Raw genomic sequence first — 18,468 nt, forward strand, 5'->3', positions numbered from 1 at the left:
CGTCCCGAACCACCTTGTCAGCCCGACTGTAACGTCCAGTGCCACCTCACGGCCAGTGACCATCCACAGGCCCCCGAACGGCACCCACGACAACGCTCGACCAGAGGTAACTTTGACTATATGACCCGGGCACAGTTCGCGCAGGAGACGTCGTCGGCCGGCGAGTGGAAGCGGCAGGGCAACAGGTTCACCGGCCGGATCAGCAGGGACTCGGCGTCGGCGCCGGGCGACGGGCCGGACGGCGAGGGGCGCTGGCCGGTCGAAGCGGGACGGTACCGGTTGGTGGTGAGCCTGGCTTGCCCGTGGGCGCACCGGTCGGTGATCGTGCGCCGGCTGCTCGGCCTCGAGGACGCGATCAGCCTGGCCGTGGTCGACCCGATCCGCGACGAGCGCGGCTGGCGGTTCACGCTCGACCTCGACGGCCGTGACCCGGTGCTCGGCATCGAGTACCTCTCCGAGGCGTACCTGCGCACCGACCCGGCGTACGACGGCCGGGTGACGGTGCCCGCGATCGTCGACACCCGTTCGGGCGAGGTGGTCACCAACGACTACCCGCAGATCACGCTCGACCTGTCCACCGAGTGGGTCGACTTCCACCGCAAGGACGCGCCGCGGCTGATCCCGGCGGAGCGCGCGGAGATGGATGCGCTGATCGACGACATCTACCAAGACGTGAACAACGGCGTGTACCGCTGTGGTTTCGCGACCAGCCAAGAGGCGTACGAGGCCGCGTACGACGCCCTGTTCGCGCGACTCGACGTACTCGAGAACCGGCTGGCCCACCGCGAGTACCTGCTCGGCGACACGCTCCGCGAGGTGGATGTGCGATTGTTCACCACGCTGGTCCGCTTCGACGCGGTGTACCACGGCCACTTCAAATGCAATCGCCAGAAGCTGACCGAGTACCCGAACCTCTGGGCGTACGCGCGCCGCCTGTATCAACTGCCCGGCTTCGGTGACACGGTCGACTTCGATCAGATCAAGCGGCACTACTACGTCACCCACGACAACATCAACCCGACCGGCATCGTCCCCAAAGGCCCCGACCCCCGAGTCTGGCTCAGCTGAAAGAAACTCAGCTAAGCGCACCGATCAAGCCGCAAGAGCGGCCAAGGCAGCGTTCACCGCGGACCGCAGCTGCGCCCGCGTCGCCCCGGACCGCGACCGCAGATTGATCGCGTACGCCAGCAACGTCAGCATCTCGGCAGCCCCCTCCACCTCCGTACCGTCCCGCAACTCCCCGTTGCCCTCGGCAACTGTCAACGCCCCCATCAGCGCGTCCCGCAGTACGGCGTGATGCTCCGCGAGAACCGCCCGCACCGCGTCCGGCGGGTTCTCCGCGTTCGCGTTCGACATCATGCAGCCCCACCCGGCGTACTCCCCCGACAGCCGCAGCCGCAGCAACCGGTCGAAGAACGCCGCCACCGCGACCAGCCCGCGACCGTCCGCGGCGAGTTGGGCGAACATCGGCCGGGACCGGTGCTCGAGGTACCGCCGGGTCGCCGCTGCGTACAGGTCGTCCTTGCCGCCAAATGCGTTGTACAGGCTGGACCGGCTCAGCCCGGTCGCCGCGACCACGTCCTGGATTCCGGTCGCCGCGCTTCCGCGCCGCCAGAACAGCTGCTCGACCGTGGCCAGCGCCGCATCCTGGTCGAAGTGTTTGACATCGGGCATACCCAGCATCATATCTTGGAACGGTCGATCCAAGATAAGCCCATCCGAGGAGCCTCGATGCTCGACGTACTGCTGCTCGACGTGAACGAAACGCTCACCGACCTGGAACCGCTCCGGGACGACTTCGCGGCGGCCGGACTGCCCCGGCACACCCTCGACGCCTGGTTCGCGGCCACCCTCCGGGACGGGCTGGCGCTGACCGCGGCCGGGGCGTACGCCGACTTCCCCGCACTGGCCCGCGAACTCCTGGAGGCGCAACTGATCGCCGCGGACCTCGAGCCGACCGAGGAACGAGTGACCGGCGTACTGTCCGGATTCACCCGCGTGCCACTGCACCCCGACGTGGCACCGGGTCTGGGCAAAATCCACGACGCCGGTGTGCGCATTGTCACCCTCACCAACGGCCGGGCGGCGATGTCCGAAGGCGTCTTCACGGCCGGCGGGATCATGCCGCTGCTCGAGCACCGTCTCGACGTCTCGGTGCCGCAGCGCTGGAAACCGCACCCGGACGCGTACCGCTACGCCGCCGAGGTCTGCGGAGTACCGGTGGAACGGATGGGCCTGGCCGCGGTGCATCCGTGGGACATCGACGGCGCCCGGCGGGCCGGTCTGCAGGGTTTCTACGTCGACCGGCGGAACACCCCGTACCCGAAGGCTTTTCTTCCGCCGGACCTGATCGCGCCGGACTTCGAGGCGCTGGCCGTACTCCTTCAGGAGAAGGCGAAGTAGCGCAGCCACAGGTACGGCGCGGCCACCAGGATCGTGATCGCGGTCATCACGAGGCCCTTGCGGGTGAACTCCCAGAAGCTGATCGGATGCCCGGCCCGGAGGGCGAGCCCGATCACCACGACGTTCGCGCTCGCGCCGACCGCGGTGGCGTTGCCGCCCAGGTCGGCGCCGATCGCGAGCGCCCACCAGAGCGCGTGTGCCTGCGCGGGATCGGCGACGCTCTGGGTCAGGTCGTGGACCACCGGGCTCATCGTGGCGACGTACGGAATGTTGTCGACGACCCCGGACAGCACCGCGGACACGGTCAGCACCAGCATCGTGGCGAACAGGGTGTGCCCGCCGGTCACCGATCCGACCCAGCCGGCCAGCTCCGCGATCACCCCGGTCTTGACCAGGGCGCCGACCATCACGAACAGCCCGGCGAAGAACAGCAACGTCTGCCACTCCACCCCGGCCATGTAGTCGCGGGTCGGGACCTTCGAGATCAGTACCAGGACACCGGCGCCGAGCAGGGCGACCACCGACGGCGCGATCTGGAAGAACGCGTGGCCGACGAAGCCGGTGAACACCAGCAGCAGGACGATGCCGCTCTTGATCAGCAGGCCGCGGTCCTCGATCGCCTCTCGCTCGTTCAGCCGGAGTACGTCGTCCACCCGCGCCGGGTCCACCGCGAACGAACCCTTGAACACCCTGGGCAGGACCAGCGTGAACACGACCAGTTCGAGGGCGATCAGTGGCGACAGGTGGATCAGGAAGTCGTTGAAGGTGAGGCCGGAGCGGCTGGCGATGATGATGTTCGGCGGATCACCGATCAGGGTCGCGGCGCCGCCGATGTTGGACGCCATCACCTCGGCGATCAGGAACGGCACCGGGTTGATGCCGAGCCGGTCGCAGACCAGCAGCGTGACCGGCGCGATCAGCAGCACGGTGGTGACGTTGTCGAGGAAGGCCGAGGCGATCGCGGTGATCAGCGTGAGCAGGATCATCACCCGCAACGGCGATCCCTTGGCCCGTTTGGCGGCCCAGATCGCGACGTACTCGAAGACGCCGGTGCGGCGCAGCACTCCGACGATCACCATCATCCCGAACAGCAGGAACACGACGTCCCAGTCGATTCCGGTGTCGGCGGAGTAGAACGCGTGCTCGGCGTCGGTCACGCCCAGCGCGAGCAGGATGCCGGCGCCACCGAGCGCGGCGAGCAGCTTGTGCGTCCACTCGGTCGCGATCAGCACGTACGCGGCCACGAACACCACCACCGCGACGACGGTCATCCGGCCGCTCCGACCCCGCCGGCGACCGCTCCGACCGCTCCGAACGCTCCCGCCGCTCTGGTGGCGGCGGCGAGGGTCAGTGCGCTCCGACCGCCAGCTCGAGCAGTCTGGACGCGGTGATCGCACCGACAATCCGCCGGTCGCGCACCACCGCGACCAGCGGGCACCGCAGCCGCGCCATCGTGGCGGCGATCTCCAGCAGCGTGTCGTCGTGGGCAACCACCGGGATCTCCCGCGGCTCGTCCGGAAGCAGCTTGCGTACGGTCAGACCACTGAGCTTGTCGGCCAGCCGGTCCGCGAGCGGTTCGTCGATCACCCGCGCCAGCGACGGATCGTCCTGCACATAGCTCGGCACCAGGAACCGGACCACCTGCGAAGCCGGCAACACGGCGTACGGCGAGCCGTCCGGCCGGGTCACGATCAGCCCCGGCAACCGATGACCGGCGAGCAACTGGACGGCCGCCAGCGCATCGTCGTCCAGGCTCACGACCGGGAAGTCCTCGGCGATCTGCTCTCCGTGCACAGTCGCAGCGTACGCCGCGCGCGGCCGGGCCGGTGACATCGCTCACACGACTCTGACGGTGCACGCGGCCTCCCAGGTCAGCACGACAGGCTCGTACCCCGGAACGAGGGACGAGTTCGCCGACCAGGCTTCCCGGCACACCAGGCCCCACCTTGCCGCAAACCACTCACCCGGGCAAACAGACCCGGTAGAATCGGGGCTGGTGCGCCGGGAAGTCTGGTCGGCTCCGTCCGACCGACCCCGAAAACGAAGGGCCGTTCATGAGCCAGCACCCTCGAATCCGGCCGCGCCGGCGCGCGTTCCCCCGAGTCCTGGGCCGGGAGCGAGCCTTCCTGGCCGAAGTTCTGCGCACCGAGACCACCGGCGGCCTGCTGCTGATGGCCGCGGCGGTGATCGCGCTGATCTGGGCGAATTCGCCCTGGCAGGACGCCTATCACCATGTGCGGGACGCTCAGCTCGGGCCGTTGACCGTCGAGGCGTGGGCCTCGGACGGCGCGTTGACCCTGTTCTTCTACCTGGCCGGGGTGGAGCTGAAGCGCGAGTTGGTCGTCGGTTCGCTGTCGAAGGCCAGCGAGGCAGTCGTACCGGTGGTCGCGGCGATCTCCGGAATGGTGCTCCCGGCAATCATCTATCTGGTCGTCAACCTGACCGCGAGCAACGGCAAATCACAGGGCTGGGCGGTGCCGACCGCGACCGACATCGCGTTCGCGCTCGCCGTGCTCGCGATTGTCGGCTCGTCGCTGCCGAGTGCGCTGCGGGCGTTCCTGCTGACGCTGGCGGTGGTCGACGACTTCGGCGCGATCCTGGTGATCGCTGTGTTCTTCTCACACGGGTTCCACCTGTTCTCGTTGCTCGCCGCGGTCGCGTTGATCGCGCTTTGGTACGTGTTGCAGCGGCGCCGCATCCGCACGCCCTTCCTGTACATCCCGATCGCCATCGGCGCCTGGTGGTTCATGCACGAGTCCGGGATTCACGCGACCATCGCCGGTGTCGCGCTCGGTCTGGTCACGCGCGTGGTCGCCGACCCTGGCGAAGAGCACCCGCCGGCCGAGCGGATCGAGCACCGGTTGCGCCCGTGGTCGGCAGCCGTCGCGGTACCGGTGTTCGCCTTGTTCGCCGCGGGCGTGACGTTGAGCGGTGGCGCCGTACGCCAGATGCTCACCGATCCGGTCGCGATCGGGATCGCGGCCGGACTGCTGTTCGGGAAGGCGATCGGCGTGTTCGGTGGGTCGTGGCTGACCGCGCGCTTCACCCGGGCCGAGCTGAACTCGGATCTCGCCTGGCGGGACGTCGGCGCGGTCTCCGTACTGGCCGGCATCGGGTTCACCGTCGCTTTGCTGATCACGCAGCTCGCTTTCGGGTCGGACACGGCCCAGATCGAGCGCGCCAAAGCGGCGGTTCTGATCGCGTCCGTCCTGGCCGCGGTGATCGCCGCATTGCTCCTGGCTCGCCGAAACCGCGCGTACGCCGATTGACCTGCGGGTACGGACGGTAGTGTCGGGTCACGGACGTGTGGGAAGGAGTTGCGATGTCGATGGGGCAGCACGGGGACGAGCCCACGGTCGGCCAGCTGGTCGCGAACGCCAGCAAGGACCTGTCCAGCCTGGTCCGCAGCGAGGTCGAACTCGCCAAGACCGAGCTGAAGAAGACTGCCGTCGCGGCCGGAACCGGCGCCGGAATGTTCGCGGCAGCCGCCTTCCTGGCGCTGCTCGCGGTCATCCTGCTCTGCATCGCCGCGGCGTACGGCCTGGTCGCGGCCGGTCTGCACCCGGCGATCGCCTTCCTGATCGTGGCCGGTGCCTTCCTGCTGATCGGCGCGATCCTGGTCCTGATCGGGATCCGGATGCTGAAGAGCGCGAAGGGCCCGGAGCGGACGATCGAGACCTCGAAGGAGTCCGTCGAGGCGCTGAAATCGATTGGCAAGGGCAACGAGGAGCACGCCGCCCTGCCGGACTCAGGCGTCCGGAGCTGAGCCCGGCGGGAGTCGTCGACCTGCTGGTCGACGGCCCCTGGTCGCATTCGCTGGTCGCGGCCAACGGGGCCCGGTTCCACGTCGCGGAGTGCGGTGCGGCGGACGATCCGCTCGTCCTGTTCCTGCACGGTTTCCCGGAATTCTGGTGGGCCTGGCGGCATCAGTTGCCGGTCGTCGCCGCGGCCGGGTACCGCGCGGTCGCGATGGATCTGCGGGGGTACGGTGCGAGCGACAAGACCCCGCGCGGGTACGACCCGTACACCGCCGCCGCTGACGTATCCGGCGTGATCCGGTCACTCGGCGCCTCCGACGCGGTGGTGGTCGGGCATGGGTGGGGCGGCTTCATCGGGTGGTCGGCCGCCGTACTGGCGCCGCGGCAGGTCCGCGCCCTGGCGGCGGTGTCCGCGCCGCATCCGCTGCTGCTGACGCGGTCGGGTCAGCGGAAGGCGGTGACGCGGACCGCCTGGTTTCAGCTGCCGATCCTCCCGGAGCGGCGGTTGCTCGCACACGACGGCATCCACATCGAGCGCCTGCTCCGGGCCTGGGCCGCGCCGGGCGGCAGCTTCCCTGATGCGGAGGCATCCCGCCGGTACCGGGCCGCGTTGCAGGTCTGGCCGGCGCCGCATTGCGCGCTTGAGTACCACCGCTGGTTCGCGCGGTCCCGATTCCGGCCGGACGGACGGAAGTTCACCGCTCAACTGCGTACGCCGGTCGCCGTGCCTGTTCTGCAACTGCAAGGCGCCCAGGACCCGGCCATCTCCCCCACCGCGACCACGCCCCCGGAGCTGGTCGCGGCGCCGCTGCGGCACGAGCTGATCAGGCCGGCCGGCCACTTCCCGCACGAGGAGGCGCCGGACCTGTTCAACACTTTGCTCGTGGCCTGGGTCCGCTCGTTGGCGGCGTGAGACAGGGCAGTGACCCGATACCACCGACCACCTGCCAGGTACCGTCGATCCGCTGCAGGGTGTACGTCCCGGACACGGAGACGCCGCAGTTGTTGCGCAACGTGACGCGGACGTCCCGGCGGCTACCCCGCGTGATCACCGCACCGACCGTCACTGTGGCGACTTCGCCCGCGGCGCAGCGCGGTGCGGGTGAGTCGTCCCAGCGAACCCCCGCTCCGATCGGGCGCAAGGCTCGCTCGATCAGCGCCCGGTCGTCCGTGCTGAAAACCGTCCTGGGTGGCGGCCAGACCCGTTGTCCGGGGCCTGGGCTGGAGTAGCGGATCGTGGCCTGCGCGCTGAACACTGCCCCCTCGGCCAGCACCTGCACCGCCTCCCAGCCACCCGGGCGGGTTTGGATGTTTCGGGCCACTGTCGCGATCGCCGCGCCCCAGATGAGGCCGTTCTCGTCGAACGGCGTTTGCGCGGTGTCCGGCCCGGCGGTATCCGGCCGGGCGGCCGGGTCGTGCCGGCGCGTACCGTCGGCTGCGACCAGGACGCCGGCGATGACCGCGAGGACGGCGGCCGCGGCCAGCAGGGCCGGTAACACCCGATGCCGCCGCTTGGTTGCCATTGGCAAGCTGTCGGCCAGATCCTCCTTGTCCGCAAAGGTTTCGCGGAGCAGCTCGCCGAGCTCTTCGTCGGTCAGCTTGGGCATCTCAATCCTCCTCTGCCAGGTTGTCGCGAAGCGTTGCCAGAGCGCGGGCGGCGTTCGAACGGACCGTGCCCGGCGCGACGCCGAGTACCTTCGCGATCTCGTCGTCCGGCAGGTCCTCGTAGTAGCGCAGCACCAGGACGGCGCGCTGCTTGTTCGGGAGCCGGGCGAGCAGCCGCCAGGTGGCGTCGCGCTGGGCCTGGCGGGCACCGATGTCCTCGTCAGCCGGGGCGTCGACCGGCTCGGCAAGGGGTACCTCGCTGTTCTTCAGCAGGCGGCGCCAACCGAGGAACTCGTTCACCACCATGGTCCGCAGGTACGCCTCAGGGTGCTCCAGTGCGCCGATCCGGTCCCACTTCCGGTGAGCCCGGGCCAGCACGCTCTGCACCAGGTCCTCGGCCGTGTGCAGGCTCCCGGAGAGCATCACTCCGAGGCGGATCAGGCGTCGCTCGTACGCCCGCACCACCTCCTCGAACGAGACCGGTTCCGTCGCCACCACCACGTACCTCCAATGCGGCGACGGGCGCGATCTGCTGCATCCGCGGGCAGTGTTTCTCAGGTTTCTCGCAGGTGGTTCGCTCAGGTGGTTCGCTCAGGTGCAGGATTGGGTGGAGACGTCCTGGGTCGCGGTCGTGCCGGCCTTTGCGTCGGCGGCGACCTGTTGCGCGGTCAGTACGTACCCGGTGCGGTTGTCTTCGACAGAGGCGGCGAAGACAACCCCGTACACAGCGCCCTTGGCCGACAGCAACGGGCCGCCGGAGTTGCCGGGGCGGACCGACGCCCAGATCGAGAACGCCTCGCGGGTGACCGTCTTGTCGCCGTAGATGTCGGGGCCGCGGAGACGTTCCTCGGAGCGAATCCGGGCCGCCTCGGCGTCGAACGGGCCGTTCTCCGGGTAGCCGAGCACGACCGCCGGGTCGTCCGCCTTACCGGTCAGGTCGAAGTTCAGTGGCTTCTCGTTCAGGTTTTTCACGTACAGCACCGCGATGTCCGTTTCCGGATCGAAGACGACCACCTTCGCGTCGTACTTCCGCCCGTTCACCTCGACCTGCGGCGAACTCACGCCGGCGACGACATGCGCGTTCGTCATCACGCGCTGCGGTGCGTACACGAACCCGCTGCCCTCGAGACCGCGGGAGCAGCTGGCGATGCCGGTCACCTTCGCGATCCGGGTGTACGCCTCCCGGACCGACGCCTGCCGCGCGATCGCACTGTCCGGCGGCTGGGTCTCGCGGATGCGCTCCGGGACGAACGGGTCCAGGAACCGGGGGAACAGATCGGTGTTGACCACGTCGTTGAACGACTGCAGCGCCCGGTCGGCACTGCTCGGCAGCACCTGATCGACCTTCGCCAGCACCTCGGAGCCGCGGACCGCTGCCGTCACGTTCGGGATCCGGGCACCGCTCACCGCGACACCGAGCACCCAGGCGACGATCAGCACCGACGCGGCCGCCAGCGCGGCGCCACCGAGCGCGTCCAGGAAGCGCAGCGGCCGCCAGGACAGCTTGTCCCGGATGCGGGCCCCGATGACGGCGCCCAGCGCCCGACCGCCGGCGGCCAGCAGCACCACCGCCACCAGCGCGACGAAGGACACCGTCACGCTCGGTGAGAAGTGTTCAAGCCCCTTGGGGGCACCCCAGACGCCGACCGCGGCACCGGCGAGCAGACCGATGGTGGCGCAGGCGCCGACCACGAAGCCCTCGACGTACCCGGAGATCGCCACCAGCACTGCCGCGCTCAGCACCACCCAGTCGAGCCAGTTCACTCGGCACCTTCCGACGCTATCCCTGTTGACCGGCCGAGATCGTGCTCGATGGCGGTCATCCGCCGCACGTCCTCCGGCCGGCGGCCCTCGCTTCGCCAGGCCGCCTCGACCAGCCGGTCGGGCAACGGTACGACGTTCGAGGGGCTCCAGTCTCGGTGCCATCCGCCGAGCAGCAGCAATTTGTCGAGCAGCCCGGCGGTGAACCCCCAGATGTAGAGGTCACCGATGGTGAACGCCGGGCCGGTGAAGCCGGACGGGTGCAGGCAGCTGATCCGGTTCGCCGGGTCGGCCAGCGCGCTGATCGGCACCTCGTGCACCGAGGCGACCTCGGCCGGGTCGACCACCGCGACCGGCGACGGCTCCCGCCACCAGGCCAGCACCGGCGACACGCCGAAGTTGCTCACCGGCACCCAGAGCGCCGGCCAGATCCCGAACGGGACCACGCCGCGCGGGTCCAGCCCGGTCTCCTCCTCGGCCTCCCGGAGCGCGGTCCGGACCAGGCCGTCGTCGCCGGTCCCGTCCTCCGGGTCCACGCCGCCGCCGGGAAAGGCCATCTGCCCGGCGTGCTTGCGCAGCGTCCAGGACCGCTCGGTGAGCAGTACCTCCGGGCCGTCGTTGCCGTCAGCAAGCAGGATCAGGACGGCTGATTTGCGGACGGAGGGGTCGTCCGGCGGGAGGAATCTGGACAGCTCGCGCGGATCCACATCGTCCGAAGCCTTGGCCAGCGGGCGCAACCAGTCGGGGATGCCGACGTCTCCGAAGATCATGGCGTGATCCCGAGTTTGTCCTCGACCAGTTGGTTCAGCTGGTTTTGGGAGGTGAGTACGCCGCGGTGTACGTACGCGATCGCGCCGCTGGAGTCGACGAAGGCGGTCAGGGGTGGGCCGCCTACCTTGAGCGCCTTCTGGATCGCCTTGTCCTGGTCGGCGACATGCGGGTACGTGAGGCCCTCGTCGGCGGCGAACTTCACGGCGAGCTCCGGGCGCGGGTCGTCGTAGTCGATGCCGAGCATGGTCACCTTGGCGGACTTCGCGAGGGTCGCCAGGTAGGGCGCTTCGTCGCGGCAGGGGCCGCACCATTGCGCCCAGACGTTGATGACGAGGGGGCCGCGGAGGTCCGCGAGGCGGATGTCGGGGCCGGCGCCGAGACACGGGAGAGAGATGTCCGGCAGCCCGTTCCCGACCGGCGGCTTCGAGGGGGTCGCCGGACAGCCAGCCAACTTGTCCGCCCCGGGAACCACACTCCGCCCGGACGACGGCTGCCCAGCCGACGGCTGCCCGGCTGATTGGCTTGACTGGCCGTGCGCGCTGGCCCGACCATCAGCTTCCTCCGACCCACACGCCGCCAAGCACAGCGTCAACACCACCACACCCACTGCCGCGAAGAGCAGTCGGCCGCGGCTGGTACCGGATCGGCGTGGAAGGGTCACCGGACCTCCCGGACCGAGCGCACGCCCACACCAGCTGCTGCAAAGGGCAGGCGGCTCGGCGTACCGGATCGGGGGTGTGGGCTCATGCGGGGGCCTTCACCAGCTTTGCGGCTGCTTCCGGGTCGGTGGGGCCGGCGCCGTATGACGGGCACCACTGGGCGATCGGGCAGGCGCCGCAGGCCGGCTTCTTCGCGTGGCAGCGGCGGCGGCCGTGGAAGATCAGCCGGTGCGACAGCATCGTCCAGTCCTTCTTCGGGAACAGGTCGCCGATGAGGTGCTCGACCTTTACCGGGTCCTCCTCGGCGGTCCACCCGAACCGCCGGACCAGCCGCCCGAAGTGCGTGTCGACCGTGATCCCGGGCACATCGAAGGCGTTCCCGAGTACGACATTGGCCGTCTTCCGCCCGGTACCAGGCAGCTTGACCAGCGCCTCCAGCTTGTTCGGCACGACCCCGTCGTACTCGTCCACCAGCGCCTGGCCCAGCTTGATCACGCTGTTCGTCTTCGCGCGGAAGAAGCCGGTCGGCTTCAGGATCGTCTCCATCTCGTCCCGGTCGGCCTCCGCGTACGCGCTCGCGGTCGGGTACTTGGCGAAGAGCGTCGGTGTGACCTTGTTGACCGTGACATCGGTGGTCTGGGCGGACAGAATGGTCGCCACCAGCAGCTCCAGCGGCGTCCGGAAATCCAGCTCGCAGTGCGCGTCCGGGTAGGTCTCGGTGAGCACCTTGTGCATTTTCCGGGCCCGGCGGACCAGCTGGGTGTGGGTCTCGTCGACGTACACCGGGGCCTTGCGGGGGAGCTTGAGCGGGACCACGGGGAGGGGGTCCGCGACACGCGGGGATGGCATGGAGGCAAGCCTACGTGGCGGTGCCGACACCTGAGGGGCTACGGTTTTGTGGCGACCGGGTGTACACATATCGGTCGACGGACGTGGCTGATCCCACGTCCGGAGTCGTGGTCGAAGGTCCTAGGAGGCCCAACGTGGATGCCGCAGTGCTCCGACAGGCACCGCTGTTCAGTCAGCTCGACGACGAGGCGGCCGACGCGCTGGCCGCGTCGATGACCGAGAGCCGGCTGCGCCGCGGCCAGGTGCTGTTCCACGAGGGCGACTCGGGCGACCGGCTGTTCATCGTCACCGAGGGCAAGGTCAAGCTCGGCCGCACCTCCGCCGACGGCCGGGAGAACCTGATCGCCGTGCTCGGCCCGGGCCAGATGTTCGGCGAGCTGTCCCTGTTCGACCCCGGACCGCGCTCCGCGACCGTCACCGCCGTCACCGACGCGTCGATGATGTCGCTCACCCACGACGAGCTGCTCCGCTGGCTCGAGGGCCGCCCCGCGGTCGCCCGCGGCCTGCTCCTGCAGCTCGCGTCCCGGCTCCGCAAGGTCTCCGACGTGGTCGCCGACCTGGTCTTCTCCGACGTACCCGGCCGGGTCGCCAAGGCCCTCCTGGACCTCGCCAGCCGCTTCGGCCGCACCGCCGACGACGGCGTCCACGTCCACCACGACCTGACCCAGGAGGAGCTCGCCCAACTCGTCGGCGCCTCCCGCGAAACCGTCAACAAGGCCCTCGCCGACTTCGCCTCCCGCGGCTGGGTCCGCCTCGAACCCCGCTCGGTCGTCCTCCTCGACGTAGACCGCCTCCAACGCCGAGCCCGCTGACCACCCGCCCCCCTCTGCCCAAGCCGGCTACCCCGCGGACCCAGCACGCGCCGCACCACGCCGCACCGCGCCGTACGCGCGGCACCGCGCCGACCCCGGCGAACCCGCACCCCTCCCTCCGCCCAAGCCGGCTGCCCCGCGGACCCAGCACGCGCCGCACCGCGCCGTACCACGCCGACCCCGGCGGACCCGCTCCGCCCGGCGCACCACGCCGACCCCGGCGTCCCCGCTCCGGCCCGGCCTAGCACGCCGACCCAGCGGACCCCGCCCACCTCGCGGACCCCTCCCCCGGACCCCTCCCCCGGGGCAAACCCTCCATCTCAGGGGCCAGCCCCTCAACGGGAGGGTTGCCCCCCGAGAATTTGAGGGGCCAACCCTCCACCTCAGGGGGCAAGCACCTGGGAATCAGGCGCGGCGAAGGCCTGAGCGCATCCCGATCAGACCGTGGGTGTGCATCAGGACCTCAGGTCAGCGTCGTCGACTGGATGATCACGCAGTACGGCATCAGCGGTGACGACCGCGGTTTCGAAGGGCGACGCCAGTTCGAACCACGCCCGCGGCACAGTCGTGACGGGCCATCCAACGGGCGGGGTTCAGTGGTTCAGGTGGTCCAGTTGGGCTCGGACTGAGCGTTCGGCGGCGGGCCAGAGGGATTTGTCTACGTCGGCGTAGACGTGGGCGACGATTGCCTCGGGGGTGGTGTGGCCGGCGGCCAGGGCGTCGCGGACCTGGGTCAGGCGTTCCTGGCGGTGGTTCAGGTAGTAGGTGAGGACGGCGCTGGGGTCGTCGATCACGGGGCCATGGCCGGGGAGTAGGCGGGCGACACCGGCTGGGGAGTCGGCGAAGGCGCGGAGGTGCTCCAGGGAATTCAGGTACGGGCCCAGGGCACCATCTGGGTACGCGACCACCGACGTACCGCGGCCGAGGACCGTGTCGCCGGTCAGCAGCGAACCGTCCTGGGGCAGCCAGAAGCAGACCGAGTCGAGGGTGTGACCGGGCGTGGGCAGTACTTCGACCCGGAGGCCCTCGACGGTGATCACGTCACCTTCGGACAGGCCGTGCGCGTGGTCGGTCGGGATGCGAAAAGCAGGATCGACGGCGCGTACGCCACAACCGGCCTGGTTGGCGAACCAGGCGGCGCCCTCGGAGTGATCCGGGTGATTGTGGGTCAGCAGGACGACCGCGACCTGGCCGGCTTCGCCGAGGACCGCGCGCAGGTGGTCCTCCAGCATCGGGCCGGGATCGACGACCACCGACTGCTCCGCACCGGGTGCGCGCAGAATCCAGGTGTTGGTTCCGTCCAGGGTCATCGGGCCGGGGTTGGCGGCGAGGACCAGGGTGGCGTAGTCGGTGACTTTCATGTGGTCTCCAGATAGGCCTGGTCGCCGTCGACACGCACAGTCGGCATGATCGCCCGGATCGTCCGCTCGCCGACTGCATCCAGTACGGCGGCCACGTCGGCGTACTGCGAGAGGTCGTGACAGCAGATGTACGTCGGCGGCAGCATGAGTACTTCGCCCGCGTCGACGGCCGCGACTGCTTCCGCCGGGCGAATCCAGGTGACCTGGTCGGATTCGCTCGTCACGTCGCGGGTGATCTGGCCGGCCGGGAGCGCGGCGACGAAGAACGCTGTGTCGTACCGCTTGGGCTCGAATTCCGGGGTGATCCAGTGCGCCCACGGGCCGAGCAGGTCGGCGCGCAGGACCAGGCCGCGGCGGTGCAGGAATTCCGAGAAGCCGAGTTCGCGGGACTCCAGGGCGACTCGGTCCGCTTCCCAGTCGTCGCCGGTGGTGTCGTCGACGATCGAGTCGGGCGACGGGCCGGCCAGGAGGACGCCGGATTCCTCGAAGGTTTCGCGGACGGCGGCAGCGACGTACGCGGCGGCGGTCGCGGCGGAGCAACCGAGCCGGCCGGCGAACCACTCCGGCGAGGGGCCGGACCAGGAGTCGGCGACCGTCGAGTCGGTCGGGTCGACCCGGCCGCCGGGGAAGACAGTCATCCCTGCAGCAAAAGCCATCGTCCGCTGGCGCCGAAGCAGATAAACCTCCAGCCCCGAGTGCACACCCGCCGGATCAACCGGGGCAGGCGGGGTCGCCGCCCCGGGCGGTGGGGTGGGCGCGGGCGGTGGCGTGGGCGCGGTCGGCGTGGTCGGCGTGGTCGGCGTGGTCGGCGTGGTCGGCGGGTTGCGGAGGAGGATGACGGTTGCGGCGGGGTGGGGTGGTGTGGGGGTGCGGGAGCCTTGGGCGTACTCGAGGGCTACTTCGGCCATGCGGCCGGTCATCAGCTCGGACGTCAGATCCCGCACCGTGTCACACCTTCCGCGCCGCCACCCGGGTGGGCGGTCAGCCGACCTCGACGATCAGTTCAATCTCTACGGGGGCGTCCAGCGGCAGCACCGGTACGCCGACCGCGCTGCGCGCGTGCTGCCCCGCGTCGCCGAAGACCTGCCCGAACAGTTCGGACGCACCGTTGGCGACCTGCGGCTGACCGGTGAAGTCGGCGGTGGACGCGATGAACGCGACCGCCTTCACGATCCGCTTCACCTTCGCCAGGTCGCCGATTTCGGCCTTGACCGCGGCCAGTGCGTTCAGCGCGCACTGCTGGGCGCATTCGCTCGCGACCTCGGCGGTGACGGCGTCGCCGACCTTGCCGCTGGCGATCAGCGCGCCCTCACGCAGCGGCAGCTGACCGGACGTGTACACCAGGTCACCGGTGCGGACCGCCGGGACGTACGCGGCGACCGGCTTGGCCACCTCGGGCAGCTTCAGGCCGAGCTCGGCCAGCTTCTCTTCCGGGTGGCTCACTTGTCCTCGATCTCTCGCTTGAAGTAGGCGACCAGGTTCTCCGGGTTCATGCCCGGGACGATCTGGACCAGCTCCCAGCCGTCCTGGCCGAAGTTGTCCAGGATCTCCTTGGTCGAGTGGACCAGCAACGGCGCGGTGAAGTACTCGAACTTCTTCATAACAGGGGACTGTACCGATTCCTCCCCCACCCCACCGCCCCGGTCAGGAACGCTGTGTTGCAGGCCACGTCCTACCCTGGGACGTATGGCGCGACTGCACGTGGTCACCGGTAAGGGTGGCACCGGGAAGACCACTGTCGCGGCGGCGATGGCGCTCGCACTGGCGGAGCAGGGCAAGCGGGTGCTGCTCTGCGAGGTCGAAGGGCGCCAGGGGCTGGCCCAGTTGTTCGACGTTCCGCCCCTCCCGTACGTCGAGCGCCGGATCGCGCAAGGCCCCGGCGGCGGCGAGGTGTACGCGCTGGCGGTGGACGCCGAGGCGGCCCTGCTGGAGTATCTCGACATGTACTACCACCTCGGCCGCGCCGGGAAGGCACTGGAGAAAGTCGGTGCGATCGACTTCGTCACCACGATCGCACCGGGCCTGCGCGACGTACTGCTCACCGGCAAGGTGTACGAGGCGACGCGCCGCAAAGCACACGGCAAACTCGCGTACGACGCGGTGGTGCTCGATGCGCCGCCGACCGGCCGGATCGCACCGTTCTTGAACGTGAACCACGAAGTGGCCGGCCTCGCGAAGGTCGGACCGATCCGCAATCAGGCGGACGCGATCATGGGCATGCTCCGCTCGGACGTGACCCGGATTCACCTGGTCACGCTGCTCGAGGAGATGCCGGTGCAGGAGACGCTGGACGCGGTCGAGCAACTGGAGACGCTGGACCTGCGGATCGGGTCGATCGTGGTGAACATGGTCCGGAACAGTCCGCTCGACGACGACGCGCTCGCCCTTGCGGTGAAGGAAAAACTGCCCGCCGCGGAGCTGACCCGGGGACTGAAGGCGGCCGGGCTGACGATCGGCGACGACCTGGTACGGACGCTTGCCACCGAAGCACACGACCACGCGATCCGGGTCGGGCTGGAACGCGAGAACCGCGACCGAATCGATGCCCTGGGCAAGAAAGTCACCGAGCTGGAACTCCAGCCCGAAGGCATCGACCACGGCGCACTGATCGACCTGGCAGAGGAGTTCCGGGCATGAGCACGCACCCCCGTGGAACCGACTGGGCGAACGGACGGAGTCGAGCAGGCGGGGAGCTCGGGTGGTGAGCGGGCTCGATCTGGACGCGTTGATCGACGACCCGTCCACCCGGATTGTGATCACCTGTGGTGCTGGTGGCGTCGGTAAGACGACGACGGCGGCGGCGCTGGGATTGCGGGCGGCGGAGCGGGGGCGGAAGGTCGTCGTGCTCACGATCGACCCGGCGCGCCGGCTGGCGCAGTCGCTGGGGCTGACCGAGCTGGACAACACCCCGCGGGCGGTGGCCGAGGTGAACGCGGCGAACGGCGGCCGGCTGGACGCGATGATGCTCGACATGAAGCGGACGTTCGACGACGTCGTACTGCAGCATGCGACGCCGGAGAAGGCCGAACAGATCCTGGCGAATCCGTTCTACCAGGCGCTGTCGTCGTCGTTCGCGGGCACGCAGGAGTACATGGCGATGGAGAAGCTCGGGCAACTGCACAAGCAGGCCGAGCAGACCGGCGACTGGGATCTGATCATCGTCGACACTCCCCCGTCCCGCTCCGCGCTGGACTTCCTGGATGCGCCGGAGCGGCTCGCGTCGCTGCTGGAGGGCCGTTTCCTCCGGTTGCTGCTGGCGCCGGCGCGCGGTCCGTTCAAGCTGATGTCGGCCGGGGTGAACATGGCGATGTCCGTACTGAACAAGGTGCTCGGCGCGCAGGTACTGACCGACGTACAGACCTTTGTGGCGGCGTTCGACACGCTCTTCGGCGGGTTCAGGCAGCGGGCCGAGCAGACTGTGGCGCTGCTTCGGGAACCGCATACCGCGTTCCTCGTCGTGGCCGCGCCGCAGAACGACGCGTTGCGCGAGGCGTCGTACTTCGCCGAGCGGCTGCGCGCGGAGGGAATGCCGCTGGCCGGCGTCGTGCTGAACCGGGTGACGAACACGCAGGCTCCCGAGCTGTCGGCGGAGCGGTCACTCGCCGCGGCCGAGAAGCTCGAGGAAGCGGACAAGTCTCCGTTGACGGCCGCGGTGCTGCGGTTGCACGCGGACAAGATGCAGCAGGTCGTCGGCGACCACAAGCGAGCCGAACGGTTCCGCCGCGGCCACCGCTCGATCAAGACGGTCGAGGTCCCCGCCCTCGCCGACGACGTCCACGACCTCACCGGCCTCCGCGAAATCGGCGCCCTGCTCACTGTGTGATTGAGAGCCCGGAGCCGAGTCTCAGGCGTCGCTCAATTGAGTGATCGCGATGGGTACCGCACTCATGAGCCACGGTTCATGAGCGGAGTACTCGACCGAAGGCTCCTCCCACGTAAATCCGTTCTGTTTGAAGAATTCGATTCGGCTACTACGCCCGTTGTCCGCCTCATCAGGCTGAAGAACGATTGCCGCACTCGAACGAGCTGCCGCCTCCCGAGCGAACTCTCGAAGTAGCGCTGCACCAACTCCATTTCCACGTCGCTCCGGCACAACGTAAATGAACGGCACGTAGGATCCCAACGCTTCGGTAGGCAACTCGGCGTACCGAGCCATGAGCCCCCAGTTAGAAAATTCGTGGTGCCCTTCCAGGAATCCGAGCAACTGCTCTCCCTCCGCGGCGACGAGGTACTTGTCCGGTTTGAGGCGGTCTAACCGCGTAAGCAATCCGCTCTTCCAATCTTCAAGCTGCTCTGCCACCCACTGCAGCTCCGCTGGGCGGACAGCTCGTATGTCAATCATTGCAGGAGCCTCCCATGTGCCCGTCGCGATGACCTGAAGCCGAGGCATCCCTCAGGTTCCGTTCACCGTGAGCGAACGCTCCGGGGCCTGGGAATTACTTGCTTACACCTGTGGTTGAGCCTGTCAGACTCAATCTTGAAAAGGGTG

At 69.2% G+C, this 18,468-nt stretch carries 22 protein-coding genes; 8 read left to right on the forward strand and 14 right to left on the reverse strand.

The window, feature by feature from the left end; genetic code table 11:
* The first annotated feature begins 120 nt into the window (after positions 1-120).
* A complete protein-coding gene (locus ABD260_RS26155) occupies positions 121-1,068 on the forward strand; it encodes a glutathione S-transferase family protein (RefSeq protein ID WP_344237374.1) in 948 nt (315 codons plus the stop codon).
* Positions 1,069-1,092: 24 nt separating this feature from the next.
* Here ABD260_RS26155 and ABD260_RS26160 read toward each other — a convergent pair whose 3' ends face one another.
* Positions 1,093-1,674, reverse strand: a complete 582-nt coding sequence (locus ABD260_RS26160; protein ID WP_344237376.1) for a TetR/AcrR family transcriptional regulator — start codon at positions 1,672-1,674, stop codon at positions 1,093-1,095.
* 57 nt (positions 1,675-1,731) lie between these two features.
* On the opposite strand from ABD260_RS26160, the gene ABD260_RS26165 reads away from it, so the two are divergent.
* Positions 1,732-2,403 carry a haloacid dehalogenase type II gene (locus ABD260_RS26165; protein WP_344237378.1) on the forward strand — a complete coding sequence of 224 codons (672 nt, stop codon included), beginning with the start codon at positions 1,732-1,734 and terminating at the stop codon, positions 2,401-2,403.
* On the opposite strand, the gene ABD260_RS26170 is transcribed toward ABD260_RS26165, so the two are convergent.
* Together ABD260_RS26170 and ABD260_RS26175 are read right to left on the reverse strand one after the other, a co-directional pair.
* Positions 2,385-3,674 carry an ArsB/NhaD family transporter gene (locus ABD260_RS26170; protein WP_344237380.1) on the reverse strand — a complete coding sequence of 430 codons (1,290 nt, stop codon included), beginning with the start codon at positions 3,672-3,674 and terminating at the stop codon, positions 2,385-2,387. The genes ABD260_RS26165 and ABD260_RS26170 overlap by 19 nt on opposite strands.
* A gap of 76 nt (positions 3,675-3,750) precedes the next feature.
* A complete protein-coding gene (locus ABD260_RS26175) occupies positions 3,751-4,197 on the reverse strand; it encodes a CBS domain-containing protein (RefSeq protein ID WP_344237382.1) in 447 nt (148 codons plus the stop codon).
* 260 nt (positions 4,198-4,457) lie between these two features.
* On the opposite strand from ABD260_RS26175, the gene nhaA reads away from it, so the two are divergent.
* From nhaA to ABD260_RS26190, 3 genes are read left to right on the forward strand one after another with little or no spacing between them, the layout of a single operon-like run.
* Entirely contained in the window at positions 4,458-5,672 is a 1,215-nt protein-coding gene (nhaA, locus tag ABD260_RS26180) for a Na+/H+ antiporter NhaA (RefSeq protein WP_344237384.1), read from the forward strand.
* 53 nt (positions 5,673-5,725) lie between these two features.
* Positions 5,726-6,169, forward strand: a complete 444-nt coding sequence (locus tag ABD260_RS26185) for a phage holin family protein (protein WP_344237386.1) — start codon at positions 5,726-5,728, stop codon at positions 6,167-6,169.
* 50 nt (positions 6,170-6,219) lie between these two features.
* Complete coding sequence (locus tag ABD260_RS26190) at positions 6,220-7,074, forward strand: alpha/beta fold hydrolase (protein WP_344237475.1); 855 nt, start codon at positions 6,220-6,222, stop codon at positions 7,072-7,074.
* On the opposite strand, the gene ABD260_RS26195 is transcribed toward ABD260_RS26190, so the two are convergent.
* The 6 genes from ABD260_RS26195 to nth form a co-directional block, all read right to left on the reverse strand.
* Positions 7,031-7,768 carry a hypothetical protein gene (locus ABD260_RS26195; RefSeq protein WP_344237388.1) on the reverse strand — a complete coding sequence of 246 codons (738 nt, stop codon included), beginning with the start codon at positions 7,766-7,768 and terminating at the stop codon, positions 7,031-7,033. The genes ABD260_RS26190 and ABD260_RS26195 overlap by 44 nt on opposite strands.
* A 1-nt stretch (position 7,769) precedes the next feature.
* The gene (locus ABD260_RS26200) at positions 7,770-8,261 is read right to left on the reverse strand and encodes a SigE family RNA polymerase sigma factor (RefSeq protein WP_344237390.1); all 492 of its coding nucleotides are present in this window, start codon (positions 8,259-8,261) and stop codon (positions 7,770-7,772) included.
* 96 nt (positions 8,262-8,357) lie between these two features.
* Complete coding sequence (locus ABD260_RS26205; RefSeq protein ID WP_344237392.1) at positions 8,358-9,530, reverse strand: MarP family serine protease; 1,173 nt, start codon at positions 9,528-9,530, stop codon at positions 8,358-8,360.
* Entirely contained in the window at positions 9,527-10,297 is a 771-nt protein-coding gene (locus tag ABD260_RS26210) for an NUDIX hydrolase (RefSeq protein ID WP_344237394.1), read from the reverse strand. The genes ABD260_RS26205 and ABD260_RS26210 overlap by 4 nt, the downstream gene beginning before the upstream one ends.
* Positions 10,294-10,959 (reverse strand): TlpA family protein disulfide reductase, encoded by a 666-nt coding sequence (locus ABD260_RS26215; protein ID WP_344237396.1) that lies wholly within the window; start codon positions 10,957-10,959, stop codon positions 10,294-10,296. The genes ABD260_RS26210 and ABD260_RS26215 overlap by 4 nt, the downstream gene beginning before the upstream one ends.
* Positions 10,960-11,041: 82 nt before the next feature.
* On the reverse strand, positions 11,042-11,806 hold the full coding sequence (nth, locus tag ABD260_RS26220) for an endonuclease III (protein WP_344237398.1): 765 nt from the start codon (positions 11,804-11,806) through the stop codon (positions 11,042-11,044).
* Positions 11,807-11,940: 134 nt separating this feature from the next.
* On the opposite strand from nth, the gene ABD260_RS26225 reads away from it, so the two are divergent.
* Positions 11,941-12,618 carry a Crp/Fnr family transcriptional regulator gene (locus ABD260_RS26225; RefSeq protein WP_184837908.1) on the forward strand — a complete coding sequence of 226 codons (678 nt, stop codon included), beginning with the start codon at positions 11,941-11,943 and terminating at the stop codon, positions 12,616-12,618.
* A 593-nt stretch (positions 12,619-13,211) separates the two neighbouring features.
* Here ABD260_RS26225 and ABD260_RS26230 read toward each other — a convergent pair.
* From ABD260_RS26230 to sp36, 4 genes are read right to left on the reverse strand one after another with little or no spacing between them, the layout of a single operon-like run.
* Positions 13,212-13,979, reverse strand: a complete 768-nt coding sequence (locus ABD260_RS26230) for an MBL fold metallo-hydrolase (RefSeq protein WP_344237402.1) — start codon at positions 13,977-13,979, stop codon at positions 13,212-13,214.
* Positions 13,976-14,923 (reverse strand): NUDIX hydrolase, encoded by a 948-nt coding sequence (locus ABD260_RS26235; RefSeq protein ID WP_344237404.1) that lies wholly within the window; start codon positions 14,921-14,923, stop codon positions 13,976-13,978. The genes ABD260_RS26230 and ABD260_RS26235 overlap by 4 nt, the downstream gene beginning before the upstream one ends.
* 37 nt (positions 14,924-14,960) lie before the next feature.
* Positions 14,961-15,422, reverse strand: a complete 462-nt coding sequence (locus tag ABD260_RS26240) for a RidA family protein (RefSeq protein ID WP_344237406.1) — start codon at positions 15,420-15,422, stop codon at positions 14,961-14,963.
* Complete coding sequence (gene sp36, locus ABD260_RS26245) at positions 15,419-15,580, reverse strand: Sp36 family protein (RefSeq protein WP_344237408.1); 162 nt, start codon at positions 15,578-15,580, stop codon at positions 15,419-15,421. The genes ABD260_RS26240 and sp36 overlap by 4 nt, the downstream gene beginning before the upstream one ends.
* Positions 15,581-15,665: 85 nt before the next feature.
* Here sp36 and bagA point away from each other — a divergent pair, with 85 nt between their 5' ends.
* Both bagA and bagB read left to right on the forward strand, forming a co-directional pair.
* Entirely contained in the window at positions 15,666-16,616 is a 951-nt protein-coding gene (bagA, locus tag ABD260_RS26250; protein WP_344237410.1) for an ATPase BagA, read from the forward strand.
* 64 nt (positions 16,617-16,680) lie between these two features.
* Positions 16,681-17,802: an ArsA family ATPase gene (gene bagB, locus ABD260_RS26255; protein ID WP_344237412.1), complete on the forward strand. Its 1,122-nt coding sequence runs from the start codon at positions 16,681-16,683 to the stop codon at positions 17,800-17,802.
* A gap of 21 nt (positions 17,803-17,823) precedes the next feature.
* Here bagB and ABD260_RS26260 read toward each other — a convergent pair whose 3' ends face one another.
* Positions 17,824-18,279, reverse strand: coding sequence for a GNAT family N-acetyltransferase (locus ABD260_RS26260; protein WP_344237414.1), 456 nt, complete (start codon positions 18,277-18,279; stop codon positions 17,824-17,826).
* Positions 18,280-18,468: the final 189 nt, after the last annotated feature.

The sequence above is a fragment of the Kribbella hippodromi genome, from assembly GCF_039531045.1.
In the GTDB taxonomy this organism is placed as follows: domain Bacteria; phylum Actinomycetota; class Actinomycetes; order Propionibacteriales; family Kribbellaceae; genus Kribbella; species Kribbella hippodromi.